Origin of the sequence: Sphaerimonospora sp. CA-214678, assembly GCF_050942215.1 — a bacterium.
GTDB lineage: Bacteria > Actinomycetota > Actinomycetes > Streptosporangiales > Streptosporangiaceae > Sphaerimonospora.
Window position 1 is genome coordinate 1163930 of record NZ_CP192056.1, and the last position, 15567, is coordinate 1179496.

Annotated in this window: 18 protein-coding genes; 9 read left to right on the forward strand and 9 right to left on the reverse strand. The window is 67.0% G+C overall.

Annotated features, from left to right (window positions below):
• Window positions 1–11 precede the first annotated feature (11 nt).
• The 6 genes from tnpA (at window position 12) to ACQP1K_RS05535 (ending at window position 5076) form a co-directional block, all read left to right on the forward strand.
• A complete protein-coding gene (gene tnpA, locus ACQP1K_RS05510) occupies window positions 12–428 on the forward strand; it encodes an IS200/IS605 family transposase (RefSeq protein ID WP_433499780.1) in 417 nt (138 codons plus the stop codon).
• A 455-nt stretch (window positions 429–883) separates the two neighbouring features.
• Window positions 884–1891 (forward strand): adenylate/guanylate cyclase domain-containing protein, encoded by a 1008-nt coding sequence (locus ACQP1K_RS05515; protein ID WP_433499781.1) that lies wholly within the window; start codon window positions 884–886, stop codon window positions 1889–1891.
• Window positions 1892–1997: 106 nt separating this feature from the next.
• The gene (locus ACQP1K_RS05520) at window positions 1998–2177 is read left to right on the forward strand and encodes a (2Fe-2S)-binding protein (RefSeq protein ID WP_055478100.1); all 180 of its coding nucleotides are present in this window, start codon (window positions 1998–2000) and stop codon (window positions 2175–2177) included.
• Between the two features lie 14 nt (window positions 2178–2191).
• Window positions 2192–2680: a bacterioferritin gene (bfr, locus tag ACQP1K_RS05525; RefSeq protein WP_433499782.1), complete on the forward strand. Its 489-nt coding sequence runs from the start codon at window positions 2192–2194 to the stop codon at window positions 2678–2680.
• Window positions 2681–3102: 422 nt separating this feature from the next.
• Window positions 3103–3771, forward strand: a complete 669-nt coding sequence (locus ACQP1K_RS05530; protein WP_030451323.1) for a response regulator transcription factor — start codon at window positions 3103–3105, stop codon at window positions 3769–3771.
• 36 nt (window positions 3772–3807) lie between these two features.
• The gene (locus tag ACQP1K_RS05535; RefSeq protein ID WP_433499783.1) at window positions 3808–5076 is read left to right on the forward strand and encodes an ATP-binding protein; all 1269 of its coding nucleotides are present in this window, start codon (window positions 3808–3810) and stop codon (window positions 5074–5076) included.
• A gap of 30 nt (window positions 5077–5106) precedes the next feature.
• Here ACQP1K_RS05535 and ACQP1K_RS05540 read toward each other — a convergent pair whose 3' ends face one another.
• The gene (locus ACQP1K_RS05540; RefSeq protein ID WP_433499784.1) at window positions 5107–5718 is read right to left on the reverse strand and encodes a GtrA family protein; all 612 of its coding nucleotides are present in this window, start codon (window positions 5716–5718) and stop codon (window positions 5107–5109) included.
• Window positions 5719–6047: 329 nt separating this feature from the next.
• Here ACQP1K_RS05540 and ACQP1K_RS05545 point away from each other — a divergent pair, with 329 nt between their 5' ends.
• Entirely contained in the window at window positions 6048–7232 is a 1185-nt protein-coding gene (locus tag ACQP1K_RS05545; RefSeq protein ID WP_433499785.1) for a 5-(carboxyamino)imidazole ribonucleotide synthase, read from the forward strand.
• A complete protein-coding gene (gene purE, locus ACQP1K_RS05550) occupies window positions 7225–7752 on the forward strand; it encodes a 5-(carboxyamino)imidazole ribonucleotide mutase (protein ID WP_433499786.1) in 528 nt (175 codons plus the stop codon). The genes ACQP1K_RS05545 and purE overlap by 8 nt, the downstream gene beginning before the upstream one ends.
• A gap of 366 nt (window positions 7753–8118) precedes the next feature.
• On the opposite strand, the gene ACQP1K_RS05555 is transcribed toward purE, so the two are convergent.
• Entirely contained in the window at window positions 8119–9435 is a 1317-nt protein-coding gene (locus ACQP1K_RS05555; RefSeq protein ID WP_433499787.1) for a UDP-glucose dehydrogenase family protein, read from the reverse strand.
• A 257-nt stretch (window positions 9436–9692) separates the two neighbouring features.
• Between ACQP1K_RS05555 and ACQP1K_RS05560 the strand changes: the two genes are divergently transcribed.
• Window positions 9693–10859 (forward strand): acyl-CoA dehydrogenase family protein, encoded by a 1167-nt coding sequence (locus ACQP1K_RS05560; protein WP_433501492.1) that lies wholly within the window; start codon window positions 9693–9695, stop codon window positions 10857–10859.
• Here the strand turns inward: ACQP1K_RS05560 and ACQP1K_RS05565 are convergent.
• The 7 genes from ACQP1K_RS05565 to ACQP1K_RS05595 all read right to left on the reverse strand — a co-directional run bounded on the left by ACQP1K_RS05565 (window position 10844) and on the right by ACQP1K_RS05595 (window position 15334).
• On the reverse strand, window positions 10844–11275 hold the full coding sequence (locus ACQP1K_RS05565) for a CYTH domain-containing protein (protein ID WP_433499788.1): 432 nt from the start codon (window positions 11273–11275) through the stop codon (window positions 10844–10846). The genes ACQP1K_RS05560 and ACQP1K_RS05565 overlap by 16 nt on opposite strands.
• Before the next feature lie 49 nt (window positions 11276–11324).
• Window positions 11325–11741 carry a hypothetical protein gene (locus ACQP1K_RS05570; protein WP_433499789.1) on the reverse strand — a complete coding sequence of 139 codons (417 nt, stop codon included), beginning with the start codon at window positions 11739–11741 and terminating at the stop codon, window positions 11325–11327.
• 17 nt (window positions 11742–11758) lie between these two features.
• Entirely contained in the window at window positions 11759–12739 is a 981-nt protein-coding gene (locus ACQP1K_RS05575; RefSeq protein WP_433499790.1) for a hypothetical protein, read from the reverse strand.
• Complete coding sequence (locus ACQP1K_RS05580; RefSeq protein WP_433499791.1) at window positions 12729–12998, reverse strand: hypothetical protein; 270 nt, start codon at window positions 12996–12998, stop codon at window positions 12729–12731. The genes ACQP1K_RS05575 and ACQP1K_RS05580 overlap by 11 nt, the downstream gene beginning before the upstream one ends.
• A 54-nt stretch (window positions 12999–13052) precedes the next feature.
• On the reverse strand, window positions 13053–13817 hold the full coding sequence (locus tag ACQP1K_RS05585; RefSeq protein ID WP_433499792.1) for an ISAs1 family transposase: 765 nt from the start codon (window positions 13815–13817) through the stop codon (window positions 13053–13055).
• Window positions 13760–14299 carry a transposase family protein gene (locus ACQP1K_RS05590; RefSeq protein ID WP_433499793.1) on the reverse strand — a complete coding sequence of 180 codons (540 nt, stop codon included), beginning with the start codon at window positions 14297–14299 and terminating at the stop codon, window positions 13760–13762. Before ACQP1K_RS05590 ends, ACQP1K_RS05585 begins: the two co-directional genes overlap by 58 nt.
• A gap of 99 nt (window positions 14300–14398) precedes the next feature.
• Window positions 14399–15334: a hypothetical protein gene (locus ACQP1K_RS05595; protein ID WP_433499794.1), complete on the reverse strand. Its 936-nt coding sequence runs from the start codon at window positions 15332–15334 to the stop codon at window positions 14399–14401.
• Window positions 15335–15567: the final 233 nt, after the last annotated feature.

The following is a 15567-nucleotide window of genomic DNA, read 5'->3' on the forward strand; positions in this document are numbered from 1 at the left end:
AGCGTTGGTCTATGGCCGAATATGGAGACATCAGAACTGGCAGGCACCGTGGTTTCGTCCTGCACGCCCACTTGGTTTTCGTGACCAAGTTCCGGCACCGGGTGTTCACCGGGGCACACCTGGAACGCATGGAGCAGATCATGCGGGACATCCGCGCCGACTTCGAGACCAAGCCGGCCGAGTTCAACGGCGAGGCCGGCCACGTGCATCTCCTGGTGAACTTCCCGCCCAAGGTCGCCCTGTCCCGGCTCGTCAACAGCCTCAAGGGCGTCTCCTCACGGCGGGTGCGGACCGAGTTCCCCGAGCTGGCCCGCCACTACTACCGGGCGAACAAGCTGTGGTCGGGCTCCTACTTCGCCGGGAGCGTGGACGGCGCACCGATCAGCGTCCTGCGCCAGTACATCGAGCGGCAAAACCGCCCGGTCTGAGCCCGCCTGGACGCCGATCCGCCTGACGGCGAATCGGCTCTTCCTGCCCCGCTACGCGGGAGAGTCCGCTTCACCCCCGGCCTGAAGGCCGGAGCACTGCGGACGATCCCGGTAGCCGAGGGGGGGAGAACCCGGGGACGGATGGACGAGTGCGGCGCGGGCCGCAGCGAACCCGGGCCGCGGCGAACCAGGCCGTAGCGAACCAGGACGTAGCGAACCCGGGCCGCGGTGGGCCGGGCACTCCTGCGGCATCGCCGTGGAAGAGCCGAGCCGGCACGCCGTCGCCGTCGACGTACCACCGCGTTTCAACGGCGTGGTGCCGCCGCGTCCCGGTGGTGTGGTGCCGCTGTGTACCGGCGTCGTGATGGCACCGTGTCTCCGGTGGTGTACGACCGTCCGGATCGGAGGGGAGCCTCCGTCCGGCGACGGGCCGAGGGCTGAGGTTAACTGACTCCGTGAACCGACGTGGAGAGCAACGGGCGTCCCGGCGTCCCGGCACCGATGACGTGCGGCGACTGCTTGTCGGGTCGCCTCCGATCTACACCCGCCGTCAGGTGGCCGAGACGGCGGGCATCTCCCGGGATCTGGCGGCGCGGATCTGGCGGGCGCTCGGCTTCGCCACGCTGCCAGACGACGCGGTGGCGTACACCGAGGCCGATTTGTCCGCCCTGCGGCGGATTCGTCATCTGCTCGACGCCGGTCTGCTCGATGAACGGACCGTCATCCGCATGACGCGCGCCCTGGGCCGTACGACCGGCAGGCTGGCCCAGTGGCAGGCCGAGATCATGATCGAATCCGTTCTCGACCGGGGCGGGGGCGATGTCGCCGGGGTGATGGACACCGTCCGTCGGCTGCTGCCCGACTTCGAGGAGATGCTGCTCCACGTCTGGCGGTCGCAGCTGACCGCGGCGGCGGGCCGGCTCATGTCGCTCACCGAGCTCGGTCAGGACGTCGGCCCGACCCGGCTGATGCTCGCGGTGGGCTTCGCCGATCTGGTCGCGTTCACCAGGGTCACCAGGGAGCTCGACGAACCGGCCCTGGCCGACCTGGTCGAGGGTTTCGAGGCCCTGGCCTCCGACGTCGTGGCCGCGCACGGCGGCAGACTGGTCAAGACCCTCGGCGACGAGGTGCTGTTCACCGCCGGCGAGCCGCGGGCCGCCGCGCTCATCGCACTCGATCTGGTGGACGAACTCAAGGCGGGGGAGGAGGGGCCCGATGTGCGGATCGGGCTCGCGTACGGCCCGGTGACCCCCGTGATGGGCGACGTCTTCGGCACCACCGTCAACCTGGCGGCCCGTCTCACCGCGATCGCCCGGCCGGGCACGATCGTGGCCGACGGAGAGATGGCCGAGGTGCTCGGCGGCGTGAGCGACTTCGACCTGGTCAAGCTACGTCGCCGTCCAGCACGCGGGCTCGGCGTCGTCCAGCCGTACGTCCTGCGGAGACCCGGCAGAGAACGCTGAGAGGTGTCCGTACGGCCGACCCCGGGGGGGCGTATTCAAGCCTTACCTACATGAGTTACCTTAGGTGTGCCTAACCTTGCTTCCCCGTGAAAGGCCCTCGCCCGCCATGTACGTCTGTGTCTGCCGAGCCGTTACCGAGAACGAGGTCCACGACTGCATCGAGGCGGGCGCGAAGAGCGCTCGCCAGGTGCGCGACGCGACCGGCGCCGGGGGGGACTGCGCGACATGTGTCCGTAAGATCTGTGCGATGCTGAAACGGTCAGAGGACCTGGTGACCAGCGCATAGACCGAGGGGCGGCCATGCAGGGGGACAGGGAGATCATCGCGCTGCTCAACGAGCAGCTCACCTCCGAACTCACCGCGATCAACCAGTACTTCCTCCATGCGAAGATGCAGGAGCACTGGGGATACACGAAGCTCGCGAGCTACACGCGGCAGGAGTCGATCGACGAGATGAGGCATGCCGAGCGGCTCACCGATCGCATCCTCTTCCTGGAAGGTCTGCCCAACTACCAGAAGCTGGGCACACTGCACATCGGGCAGACCGTGAGGGAGCAGCTTCAGGCCGACCTCGACCTCGAGTTGGGGGTGGTCGAGCGGCTGCGGCCCGGGGCCGCGCTGATGCGGGAGCGCGGCGACATCACCTCGGCTCGGATTTTCGAGGACATCCTCGCCGACGAGGAGAATCACATCGACTACCTGGAGACCGAGCTGAGCCTCATCGAGAGCCTGGGCGAGGCGCTCTACCTCCAGCGCTACGTCGGAGAGCCTTCTTCGTCGTCGTCCTGAGGCGGTCCGGCACACCGAGGCCGCCGTGGCCGTCGTCAGCCGTGGCCGTTGTGAGCCGTTGTGAGCGTGGCCGTCGTGGGCCGTCGTGAGCCGTTGTTCTGAGGCCGTCCGCCCGGACATGGTCGTCCCGGAGTGACCTGCCCGCCGCCGTTCTGGGCGGAGTCGACAAGGCGGTACGTCTCCGCATGCCGAGTCTTCACCCCGCGGTGCGGCGGCGGAGTCAATGCGTGTTTTTTATCGTGCTGAATGGGATTTGAAGCGCCTTCTGAGATAGGCGAGAAATGCCCGGATCGGGCTGCCCCGTTGCATGCTGACTATCCCAGATTTATCAGTGTTTGCCCAGGTCAATTGATGAGTCAATGACAAGTCAAACTGCGCGCTGTAGCCGGGAAACGATCGCTTAAGGTCCTACGATCGCTTGCATGACCTGCGTACTTCTCGCCGAGGATGACACCTCGATCTCGGAGCCTCTGGCGCGTGCTCTGCGCCGGGAGGGTTATCAGGTAGAGGTGAGCCCTGACGGCCCGCAGGCCCTTGAGAGGGCCCTGTCGGGGGGCGTCGATCTGATAGTTCTCGACCTCGGCCTGCCAGAGATGGACGGGCTGGAGGTCGCTCGCCGCATCAGGGCGGAAGGACACGGGACACCCGTGCTGATCCTTACCGCCCGGGTAGATGAAGTGGACACCGTCGTCGGCCTCGACGCCGGTGCCGACGACTACGTGACAAAGCCGTTCCGCCTCGCCGAGCTGCTCGCTCGCGTACGAGCGCTTCTGCGACGCGGCACGTCCGAGACGCCGGTGGTGCAGGGCGTCCGTATAGACGCCGACTCGCGCCGCGCGTGGATGGGGGACAAGGAGCTTCACCTGACCACCAAGGAGTTCGACCTGCTGCGCGTGCTCGTACGGGACGCCGGCAAGGTCGTTACCCGCGAGCAGATCATGCGCGAGGTGTGGGACACGAACTGGTGGGGGTCGACGAAGACATTGGACATGCACATCTCGTGGTTGCGCCGCAAGCTGGGAGACGACGCGGCCAAGCCGCGATACATCACGACGGTCCGAGGGGTCGGTTTCCGTTTCGAGCGCGAGTAGACCACCGTGGAGTGGTCGCTGGGGAGGAGCTAGCCTGTGCGCCGGCGCCTGCTGTCCTCGATGTTGCTCGTGGCGGTCATCGCCGTCGTGCTGTTAGGCGTGCCCCTGGGCATGCTCGTCGTCCGATCGATCAACGACGAGGCCGTGCAGCTGCTGCGGGCCGAGGCGACTCGGCTGCTGGCCGGGGTGGAGTACTCCGTAGGCCAGGGCCAGAAGGTCGACCCGCATCAGCTGGCGAAGAACTACCCGGATCGGTACATCCAGGTGTACGTCCGGGGGAACCAGCCGATCGCCGTGGGCTCGCCGCCCCCACCGGGCCGCGAGCTCACGCAGGAGGCACGCTCCGAGGCCGGATACGTCCGGGTCGCCCAGGACTCGGCCCAGGTCGAGCAGGACATCCGGGCCCGGCTCGTGCTGACGGTCGCGCTCGCGGTCATCGCGCTCGGCGTGGCCGTGAGCCTCGCGACCGTCACCTCACGCCGCCTGAGCCTTCCGCTCCAAGATCTGACGAAGATCGCGGAGCGGTTGGGCTCGGGGGACGCCCGGCCCAGCCGGCACAGCTACGGCATCCCAGAGGTCGATCTGGTCGCCGAGGTGCTGGACCGGAGCGCGCTGCGGATCTCCGATCTGCTCGCGCGGGAGAGGGAGTTCGCCACGGACGCCTCCCACCAGCTCCGCACGCCACTCACCGGACTGACGATGCGCCTGGAGGAGATCGTCGCCGCTGCCGACCAGCCCAAGACGGTCCGTGAGGAGGGTGAGGCCGCGATCATCCAGGTGGAACGGCTGACCGCGGTCATAGACGAGCTCCTGGCCGCGGCCAGGCGGCAGCGTCATGCCCAGACCGGTCCGATCAAAGTTGACGACGTCGTGGACCAGCAGATCACCGAGTGGGAGCCCGCCTTCCGGCGTGCGCAGCGCGGGCTCATCCGGCGGGGAGACCGGGGGCTGTGCGCCCTCGGTACGGCCGGCGGGCTGAGCCAGGTCCTGTCCACGCTGATGGAGAACTCGCTGGAGCACGGCGCCGGTGTGCTGACCGTCTACACGACGAGCACCGACCGGTCGGTCGTCATCGAGGTGGCCGACGAGGGTCCGGGCATCCCGGAGAGCCTCGGGCACAAGGTCTTCGAACGCAATGTGAGCGGCGGGGGCAGCACCGGGCTCGGCCTCACGCTCGCCAGGGCCCTGGTCGCGGCCGATGGCGGAAGACTGGAGCTGGTCAAGCGCCGCCCGGCGACCTTCGCGATCTTCCTACGGCATGTCCGCGAGCACGGCCGCCACCGGGTGGTGAGCGGTCCGGCCTGACCGACATCGCGCCTTGCCGGGTGAGAACCGTCAGAGGGCGGTGAGTGGCCCCGCGTGCGCCTGTGTCTTCTCCGGCTGGGGAGTGTGTGCCTGCGTCTTCTCCGGCTGGGGATTGTCCTGTGCCTTCTCCTCGGCCGCGGCCCGTGCCTGCGCGTCACCCGTGTCCCCCGTGGGGGCCAGGCCCGTTGGCAGGTCGGCCGGACCGTCCGGCGGTATCGCCAGGAACACCCACTTCTTGTAGGACCAGAAGCGGAACAGCGTGCCCAGCACCACTCCGATGCCCTGGGCGATGTTGTAGCTCACCGGATCGTCCAGCCCCAGCACGTAGGTGACGAACGCGATCAGGATCAGCGGAGGCAGCAGCCCGATGCCGTTGAGCACGAAGAACAGGACGTACTCACGGGCGAGGCCGCTCCGCTGTCGATGGCGGTAGGTCCAGTAGCGGTTGCCCAGGTACGCGAACGTCGCCGCGAGGACCGTGGGCAAGATCTTGGATTTGAGCGGCCCGATGTCGAGGCCGAACCGCAGCAGGTTGGCGCCGCCGAAGTCGATGACGAAGGCGATGGCGCCCACCGTCCCGAACTTCAGCAGCTCGTGGACGAGTGAGGCGAACCGCTCGTAAGCGTGTCGGAGGAACTGCACGACCCGGCGGTCCTTCCTGTCGGGAAAGTTACTCTCAGGCTACCGGTATGACCTGTCCACACATGAGCCGCTGCCCACAGACACCACTTCTCCCCAGGTCGCGGAAGAACATTTCATGAAATATTCCTTTATGAGATCGAATGGGGTCGCGCAGAGCCGCCGCGGTGATCGATGACGTCGCCGCAGAGGGCGCCCGGTGGCCCCGGACGGTCCCGTCCCTTGAGTGCCGGAGGGCCCCTCCGACCGGCCGGCGCGGTGCCGATGACGGGGCCGTTTCACGCGATGCCGGGGGCGGGTGCACTTTCCCGCAATCGGTAGGCTGGCCTGTCGTGAACAGCCCGAACGTTCCTTTTTCCGTTGGACGCCCGGAGGCCGACCCGTCGGCAGGCCCCGTGGTGGGCATGGTCGGCGCGGGGCAGCTCGCCCGCATGACCCAGCAGGCCGCGATCGCGCTCGGCGTCGAGCTGCGCGTGCTGGCCAACGCGCGCGACGAGAGCGCCGCCCGGGTGATCGTCGACACCCGGCTGGGTGACTACCGCGACCTCGGAGATCTCCGCGAGTTCGCCAAGGGGTGCGATGCCGTCACTTTCGACCACGAGCACGTACCGACCGAGCACATCCGCGCCCTGGCGGCCGAAGGCGTCGCCGTACGCCCCGGGGCCGACGCGCTGATCCATGCCCAGGACAAGGCGGTCATGCGGGAGCGGCTCACGGCGATCGGCGCCCCCTGCCCCGCCTGGTCTCGGATCTCCTCCCTGAGCGACGTCGAGGCTTTCGCCGAGGAGCACGGCTGGCCGGTCGTGCTGAAGGCCGTACGCGGCGGTTACGACGGGCGCGGCGTGTGGGTGTGCGCCTCGGCCGACGAGGCACGCGAGGTGCTCGCCACCGGCATCGAACTCCTGGCGGAGGCCTTCGTGCCGTTCGAGCGGGAGATCGCCGTGCTGGTCGCCCGGTCCCCGCACGGGCAGGGGGTGAGCTACCCGGTCGTCGAAACCGTGCAGCAGGACGGCATCTGCGTCGAGGTGCTCGCTCCCGCGCCGGGGCTCGCGGAGGAGGACGCGGCGGTCGCCCAGCGCATCGCGCTCGGCATCGCGCGTGACCTGGGTGTGGTCGGACTGCTCGCGGTCGAGATGTTCGCCACCAAGTCGGGCCTGGTGGTCAACGAGTTGGCCATGCGCCCGCACAACAGCGGCCACTGGACCATCGAGGGGGCCAGGACCTCCCAGTTCGAGCAGCACCTGCGCGCCGTCCTCGACCTGCCGCTCGGCTCGCCGTCGCTCACCGCGCCCGTCGTCGTCATGGCCAACCTGCTGGGCGGGGCCGACCCCGACGTCTTCTCGCGCTACGAGCACGTGCTCGCCAACGACCCGGGCGTCAAGATTCACTTCTACGGCAAGGCCGTACGGCCTGGCCGTAAGATCGGGCATGTGACCGCGCTCGGCACGGATCTCGACGAGGTGAGGGCTCGGGCCCACCACGCCGTCGTCTGTTTGAGAGGACCCCTGAATGGCTGAGGTCGGGATCGTGATGGGAAGCGACTCGGACTGGCCGGTCATGCGGCAGGCGGCCGAGGCTCTCAGCGAGTTCGGCGTGCCGTTCGAGGCCGACGTCGTGTCGGCGCACCGCATGCCGGCCGAGATGATCGAGTACGGCACGCACGCGGCCGACCGCGGTCTCAAAGTGATCATCGCCGGGGCCGGGGGAGCGGCTCACCTCCCCGGAATGCTGGCCTCGGTCACCCCGCTGCCGGTGATCGGTGTGCCGGTGCCGTTGAAGTACCTGGACGGGATGGACTCGCTGCTGTCGATCGTCCAGATGCCCGCCGGTGTTCCCGTGGCGACCGTGGCCGTCGGCGGGGCGAGGAACGCCGGGCTGCTGGCCGTACGCATCCTGGCCGCCTCAGACGAGGGCCTGCGGCAGCGGATGGAGGAGTTCCAGGCGGCCCTCAAGGCGCAGGCCTACGCCAAGGGTGAGCGTCTGCGTGCCGAGGCCGCCGACCTGCACGCCCAGCACCACCACGCCACCACCCAATAACCCCCCCATACCCCCCATAGTCCCCCGCGTGATCTTGCGAATGCTCGCAGGATGGACGACTGACCTGCACAATCCCTTGTCGTGATCTTGCAGTTTCTCGCAGGAACGCCAGTTGACCTGCGGAAACACCTTCCGTGATCTTGCACTGCAAGATCACGGAAGGGAAAACACCAGGTGGACCGTGGTGTGCGCATGTTTCTGCAAGATCACGAATGGTATCTGGGGAGGTCATCAGGCATTGCTGCGAGAAACTGCAAGATCACCACGGGAAGTTGGGGGCGCCCACGGGAAGTTGAGGGCGCCGCGGGAGGGTGAGGGTGCCGCCGCAGGGGGCGGAGGGGTCGGCGAGGGGGTTCGAGGGGAGATTCAGGGGCGGCCGAGGGCGCGGTAGTGCCACCCGGCCTCACGCCAGGCGTCCGCGTCGAGCGCGTTGCGGCCGTCGACGATGTTGCGAACCGCGACGACCTGCCCCAGAGCCTCGGGATCGATCTCGACGAACTCCCGCCACTCCGTGAGGAGCAGGACCACGTCCGCCTCCTGGGCGGCCCCACTCGCGCTGTCCGCGTAGTGGAGGTGGGGGTGGGCCGCCCGCGCGTTGTCCAGCGCGACCGGGTCGTAGACCGTGACCTTGCCCCCGTCCCGTGCGATCGTGACGGCCACGTCCAGCGCCGGAGAGTCGCGGATGTCATCGGAGTTGGGCTTGAAGGCCGCGCCGAGCACTCCGACCGTGCGGCCCTCGAACGTGCCGCCGGCCAGCTCGCGGGCGAGGTCGACCATGCGCGCCCGCCGCCGCATGTTGATGGCGTCCACCTCGCTGAGGAACGTGAGCGCCTGATAGGCGCCCAGCTCGCCGGCCCTGGCCATGAACGCCCGGATGTCCTTGGGCAGGCAGCCGCCGCCGAAACCGAGGCCGGGGTTGAGGTATCTGCGGCCGATCCGCTCGTCGTACGACAGCGCCAGCGAGAGCTGTTTGACGTCGGCGTGGGCGGCCTCGCACACCTCGGCCATCGCGTTTATGAATGAGATCTTGGTGGCCAGGAAGGCGTTGGCCGCCGACTTGACCAACTCCGCCGTGGGGTAGTCGGTCACCACGATCGGGACCTCCTCGCCCAGCGGGGCATAGACGTCCCGCAGCACCTTCTCCGCCCGGTCGGAGGCCACGCCGAGGACGATCCGGTCGGGATGCAGGGTGTCCCGTACGGCGAAGCCCTCTCTGAGAAACTCGGGGTTCCAGGCCAGCTCGACCTGCGCGCCCGCGGGGGCGAGCTGTACCAGCTTCTCGGCCAGACGCTCGGCCGTGCCGACGGGCACCGTGGACTTGCCGACCACCAGGCACTGGCGGTCGAGATGGGGAGCGAGGGATTCGACGACGGCATCGAGATAGGAGACGTCGGCGCCGTATTCGCCCTTCTTCTGCGGAGTCCCGACGCAGACGAAGTGGACGTCGCCGAAGTCCGCGACCTCTTCGTAGGAGGTCGTGAAGCGTAGCCGGCCCGCCGCCAGGTTGCGCCGTAGCAGCTCCTCCAGACCGGGCTCGTGGATCGGCAGCTCACCGCGCCGCAGCCGTTCGATCTTCTCTTGGTCCACGTCGAGACCGAGTACTTCAAAGCCGAGTTCGGCCATGCACGCCGCGTGCGTAGCCCCGAGATATCCGATCCCGAGCACGGTGAGGCGGTACGGCACGGCATGCTCCCCTCTTGCCCACTGGTAGTGATGTGGCATGGTACCGGGCCGGTTTACTGCCCGTTGAACCACCTCGGCAAACCGGTATGACTCAACGGTACGGCGGCACCCCGGGCCGGTCGATGACGCGTAGGGGAGATGTTCTGTTACCGTCCGTGTCAGAATTGACTGTCGGATCGATCAGGTGGTTCTACCTGTGACGACGGCTACTCGGACGTCCCTTGTGAGAAACAAGTACTCGGACGTCCTACTATTTCATCATGAGCTTCCCTCTCTACGCGCCCGCCGAGGAGCACGAGCTGCTTCGGGAGACGGTCCGGGCCCTCGCCGACGAGAAGATCGCCCCGCGTGCCGCGGCGGCCGACGAGAACGAGGAGTTCCCGTGGGAGGTCTACAAGGACCTCGTCGCCGCCGACCTGCACGCCGTCCACGTTCCCGAGGCGTACGGCGGAGCCGGCGCCGACGCCCTCGCCACCGTGATCGTGATCGAGGAGGTCGCGCGGGCCTGTGCGTCGTCCGCGCTGATCCCCGCGGTCAACAAGCTGGGTACGGTCCCGCTGCTGCTGTCGGCCTCCGCGGAACTCAAGCAGCGCTACCTGCCGCCGATGGCACGTGGTGAGGCGATGTTCTCGTACGCGCTGAGCGAGCCGGAGGCCGGCTCGGACGCCGCGGCGATGAAGACCCGGGCGGTGGCCGACGGTGATCACTACGTGCTCAACGGCACCAAGATGTGGATCACCAACGCGGGCGTGTCGGAGTACTACACCGTGATGGCGGTCACCGACCCGGCCGCCGGGGCACGCGGCATCTCGGCGTTCGTCGTGGAGAAGGACGACGACGGCGTGTCCTTCGGGGCCAAGGAGAAGAAGCTCGGCATCAAGGGCTCGCCGACGCGCCAGGTCATCCTGGAAGACGTCCGCATCCCCGCCTCGCGAATGATCGGCGAGCCGGGGACGGGCTTCAAGACCGCGCTGGCCACCCTCGACCACACCCGCATCACGATCGCCGCCCAGGCGCTCGGCATCGCCCAGGGCGCGCTCGACTTCGCCCTCGGGTACGTCAAGGAGCGCAAGCAGTTCGGCAAGCCGATCGCGGACTTCCAGGGCCTGCAGTTCATGCTCGCCGACATGGCGATGAAGCTGGAGGCCGCCCGGCAGCTCACCTACGCGGCGGCGGCCAAGTCGGAGCTCGCTATGAGCGGTACGCGGGTCAAGGACCTCACGTTCTTCTCCAGCGCCGCCAAGTGCGCCGCGTCGGATGCGGCCATGGAGATCACCACTGACGCCGTGCAACTGCTCGGCGGGTACGGCTACACGCGGGAGTTTCCGGTCGAGCGCATGATGCGCGACGCCAAGATCACCCAGATCTACGAGGGCACCAACCAGATCCAGCGCATGGTCATGGCCCGTCAGCTCCTCAAGTAGCCGTTTACGTGCAGAGACCCCGCCTCCCATGTTGGGCAGGCGGGGTTCGCTATGTCCGGACGGGACCTCTCATTCCCCAGACGCCACTCTTCACGGTAGTTCTCCTGGTAGCGGACCTCGCGTAGACCGATTCTGCGGAGGATGTCGGCCATAGCGTGAATGTCGGTGACTTCCGTTTCGATCTCAGTCGTGCCGTCGATCGTGGTGGCGTCGGTGACCTGCTTGAGCGTCAGCGTGGACCTGCAGCCCTCATCACGCAGACGGATCCACTGGCCTTTTTCAAGAACGTCGTTTTTGAAGATCTTGCGAGTGAGCAGGGTGCGTGGACTCGACTGGGTCGCGCCCAAGGCAGTCAGTCTGGTCTGCAGGTCGATGACATCGACGTTGAGGAATTTCGCCTCGTACTCGTGCTTCATGGGACTTCTTCGTAGGGAGTTGGGAATGGCGGACAGAGCCTGCCCAGGCTCATGACCCGGCGTGCTGATCACGATTGCCCCCGGATTCGGTGAGGAGCGATTCCCATTCCTTCTCCAAGGCTTGATTGATTCGGTGGTCGCGAGCGATGGCTTCTTTGAACCAGGCGATGGTGGCGGGCGCCATGGCGAGAATCTGGTTGTAGTTGAGGGCGGTCGGGTTCATGCCGAACAGCAGTCCGGTCTTGAGAAGCGTGCCTGAGGTGCCGATGGTGTGCCCCAGTAGCAGCATGGATGTGAGTTTGGCATGCTCCAGCTTCCGTTGAGCCGCGGTACCGCCGGTGGCGTAGCTTCTGAGAAGCCAGTACCCGCGAATGAACGCGGACACGATGCCGGGAGTGATGCCCATTGTGAAGAAATGGCGAAGGTCGTAGCCGTTCGTATACATGTAGCGGGCGACGTCGGGCACCTTGACACCGGAGGGCTTCAACGCGAAAGGGGAATCAACCTGACCGAGTTGGAGCAGGCTGAACAACGGGGGCTGCAGGCCGGCGGGAGTGTAGACGTCCGGAGCAGATGGCGCACCTGGGTGAGAAGAGCGTTGATCAGGTCGATCGGGGTGGCCTCGGTTGCGACCTGGACCAGTCGCCCTGCCTTGTCGATGTAGGTGCCGGTGCCGTGCATGAGATCCGCCACGCCGAAGAGGAAGCCCAGGGCCGGATCGTGGCCGAGGCTCTGGAGCCGATGGGTAGCCGGCCGCATGCCGCTGACCAGGCCCCCGGTGGCCTTCGTGGTGGAGGCGTCGAAGGGCACTTTGGCCGACTTCTCGAACCTCTTGAAGAAACGGTCATGGAGGTCCTTCGCGCGGTCACCGTCTTGAAGCCATTTGGTGAGGGGCGATCCCGTGCACTTCTTGCCCAGGAAGGTGGAATCCCGGGGGATGCGGACGAGGATGACATCAAGGAGGGCTGCGAGGATTCCGGCAACCAGGACGACCGTCCAGTCGGTTTTGTCCCAGCTGATGTCGCCGTATTCCTCGGCGTAGCTGCGCAGGCCGCGAGCTATCTGGCTGGAGGGAAGAACCTGCTGGATCGGGTCGCGGGTCAGATCGATACCCAACAGATCCAGCCGGGCTTCGGCAAGCCTGACGAGCTGATCGAAGTCGTCGTCAGTCGAGACGATGGGTACCGCGTAACGGGGGCGGTTCGGTGTCTCGACACTCATGGTGGTCACTGCACTCGGTTGGAACTCTTGGGCAGGTACGAGGACGCCCATTGCTTGGAGACGGGCGCGCACCGCATCGAGCTCGGATTCGACCGAGTCCAGGGTGTCGCTGACGCGAAGTTCGCGTTCGAGGACATACCTGAGATCGAATTCCACCTGGTCGAACAAGCCCCGCAGTTCGGTCAGCGTGACGGCCTGGTAGGCCGCGATCGCGGCGGCGGCCGAAAGCTGGTCACCCGACATGGAGCGGGTCCCCTCGTTCGAAGGCCTCCTGACTGGTCTGCAGATTCACCAGGGCCAACTGAAAGGCGGCCAACTCGGCCCTGAGTTTGGCGAGTCGCTCTTCGTTCCTCGTGGTCTGGGTGAGGTAGACCTCCATCCGGTGAGCGAGCCCCGCGATGTCGTCGGTGAGCTCGGCCATCGCCTGCTGGTGATTCTTGATGACCTGCTGAATCAGATGCTCGCGTCGCTTCTCTCGTTCACGCTCGTTGGTGGCCAGCAAAAAACGTGCGCCCTGATGCAGGGCTCCGGCGTTCTTTCGTTTTGTCCGGTTTCCTCATGTGAGGCCAAGTGTGATGAGGCAGCGGGTGGGGTCTCGGGCATGGCGGCGGTTGGCTTGGGCGATGTTGGTCCAGCCGCGGAGCTTCAAGATTCCGATGGCCGCGTTGCGCAGGGCTGCCATGATGGCGGGGCCCGAGCCCGTGCGGACCTGGGAGAGGTCCTCGCGGTGGGTGACGTCGCGGATGTGGTGCAGGGCTTCGATCTGCCAGTGCGCGCGGATCCATGCGGCCAGTTCCTCGGGCCGGGCCTGGTGGGCGGCGAGGCTGGTGACGGCGTAGACGGTGACGGTCTTCCAGCGTCCGCCCGCGCGGGGCCGGACCTTGCGGGTGATGCAGATGGCCTGGGCGGCGTGGGGGAACAGCAGCCCGTCGCCGATGGCGACAGAGCAGACCTTGACCTGGCGCTTTTCGGTCCGGCCGTGCCCGTGGACGGTCTCGGTGTGGCCGATCTCGACCTGCCGCCAGGGCAGGGTCTTCAACTGCTTGTACAGGGCGGGCTGGTTCTTCTTCACGGTGAAGATGTAGTGCGCCTGCTTCTGCTCGACCAGGAAGGCGGCGTGCTCGCGTTGGGTGTGCAGGGCGTCGGCCGTGATCACCGCGCCTGCCAGGTGTAATGGTTCCAGTAGCGGGGCGAACGCGGTCAGTTCGTTGCTCTTGCCGTCGACCTCGACCTGGCCGAGGGTCGCCATGGTGCTGCTGTCGATCACCGCGAGCAGATGGACCGCCCGGCCCGAGGCGGTGTGGTGCCGGGTACCGCGCACTGCCTTGCCATCGACCGCCAGGCTCCGCCGCCGGCGGCGGGCCGTCTGCCCGGCGGCACCGCGCCGCGGGCACTTCGGGCGGTGGCCAGGTCGTCCAGCCACCCGCCGGTTGCAGCCGCGAACGCCGTAGCGTCCAGCCCCTCCAGCATATGCCGGATCGTGGACTCATCCGGCACCTCGTACCGACGCCGCAGCACGTCGTAACGGGTCCCCAGCGCCGCAAGGACGGACTCGGGCACGTCGGCGATCCACTCACCGATCGCCGCCAGCGAGGTCGCCCCGATCAGCGCCGCCGCCACCGCGCTGCCCAGCAGCGAGGTCAGCGAATGCCGTACCCCTCGCGGGTCACGAGGATCGGGCACCCACGCCAGGTAGGCCATCAACTGCGGTATCCGAACGGTCAGGGCGTCCCGGTCGGCCTGCGGCAACGCCGCCAGATCGCCAAGAACGGCACAGATCGGGGATGATACGGGGGCAGGCACGGTCTTCTCTCGCGATCAAGGCTTCGACAACCTCATGATCGCGGAGGCCGTGCCTGCTCGCATTTCCGGAGGACTCTCCCATAATCCGGACATAAGACCTCAAACGTCAACTACGCCGGGGCCCTGGCCCTGATGGACCGCGACCCCGAGAATCACCACCGTGCCGATCCCGGTGACCATCGCGCTCAGGCCCAGCAGGCCGCCGAATCCCAGGGCCGCCAGGCCCGAGGTGATCCCCGCCCCGCTGAGGCCGGAGACGCTGCCGGCAAGACTGACCGCGGCGATCGGGGCACCGAACGCGGCCGCCTTGGCGGCGATGTCCTTGGTGGTGGTCTCCAGCTGGCTGGTCGTGATCTTTCCGGAAGCGAAGTCCTCTTCGGTGATCACAAGCCGTTCGGTTTCCTGCACGACCTTGTCAGCCGACTCGGGGAACACGAGTCCTGCGACCAGTACGATTCGCTCACGCTCGGCGTCCGCAACCTGTCTGTCAGCACGCGAAATTCGTACCAGATCGCGCACCAGCATCGTGAACACCGGCTCACGCTGATCTTCCTCGAGGAGGTCGTGCAATTCCTTGGACAGCTCAACCGTGGTGTCGGGGACCCCCGCGTCGATCGCTGCATCGCGTTGCGCCCCAGTGATCTCACTGCGCAACTCCGATCGCGCCTCGCCGTCGAGACCGATCGTCGATGCGAACAAGTACAGATTCGCGATCTCGCGAGGATCGAGGAGCCCGTCGACCAGCGCCAAGCTCACCAACACCCGGCAATAGAGCAACTTCGCGTCGACGCTGAGCTCGGACAGATCGGCGAAAGTAGCGCTTTTATGGGACGGCCGCGCCGACAGGGTGTCCTTGACTTCTGCGACCTTCGCCTTCACTTGCTCGGCGGACTGCTTTACTCTCTCCTGGGCATCGCCGGTAGCATCAGCGACACGCCGCCTCGCGGCGCTCGTGCTGTCGGCAACCTTCCGTCTAGCGGCGCCGGCAACGCCCTTAAATCGTCCAAGCCCAACTTCATCAGGGTCCATTGCCATCCCTTTGACGTCCTTTGGCGGAAGGCTATCGGTAGCCACCGACGAGATGACGGCCTTTCGGTGATCCTCAGATGGTGGAGAGAGGGAACAATGCCGTTGACTTCGATCATCTCCGCTGATCACGTGGCTTTTCTGAGCTCGTCGGCTTTGGCATCGCGGGTGGGGATCACCAGGACGTCCGGCTCCTCACGTAGCCCTTCATGCGGAAACCCCGCTCGCCGTGTCCGGGAGGC

What these genes read in the sequence shown, in the direction of transcription:
- purE (WP_433499786.1), top strand. Translation starts at nt 7,225, where the DNA reads ATGGCTGAGGTCGGGATCGTGATGGGAAGCGACTCGGACTGGCCGGTC.
- bfr (WP_433499782.1), top strand. Translation starts at nt 2,192, where the DNA reads ATGCAGGGGGACAGGGAGATCATCGCGCTGCTCAACGAGCAGCTCACC.
- ACQP1K_RS05530 (WP_030451323.1), top strand. Translation starts at nt 3,103, where the DNA reads ATGACCTGCGTACTTCTCGCCGAGGATGACACCTCGATCTCGGAGCCT.
- ACQP1K_RS05520 (WP_055478100.1), top strand. Translation starts at nt 1,998, where the DNA reads ATGTACGTCTGTGTCTGCCGAGCCGTTACCGAGAACGAGGTCCACGAC.
- ACQP1K_RS05575 (WP_433499790.1), bottom strand. Translation starts at nt 12,739, where the DNA reads ATGTCGGGTGACCAGCTTTCGGCCGCCGCCGCGATCGCGGCCTACCAG.
- tnpA (WP_433499780.1), top strand. Translation starts at nt 12, where the DNA reads ATGGCCGAATATGGAGACATCAGAACTGGCAGGCACCGTGGTTTCGTC.
- ACQP1K_RS05595 (WP_433499794.1), bottom strand. Translation starts at nt 15,334, where the DNA reads ATGGCAATGGACCCTGATGAAGTTGGGCTTGGACGATTTAAGGGCGTT.
- ACQP1K_RS05565 (WP_433499788.1), bottom strand. Translation starts at nt 11,275, where the DNA reads ATGAAGCACGAGTACGAGGCGAAATTCCTCAACGTCGATGTCATCGAC.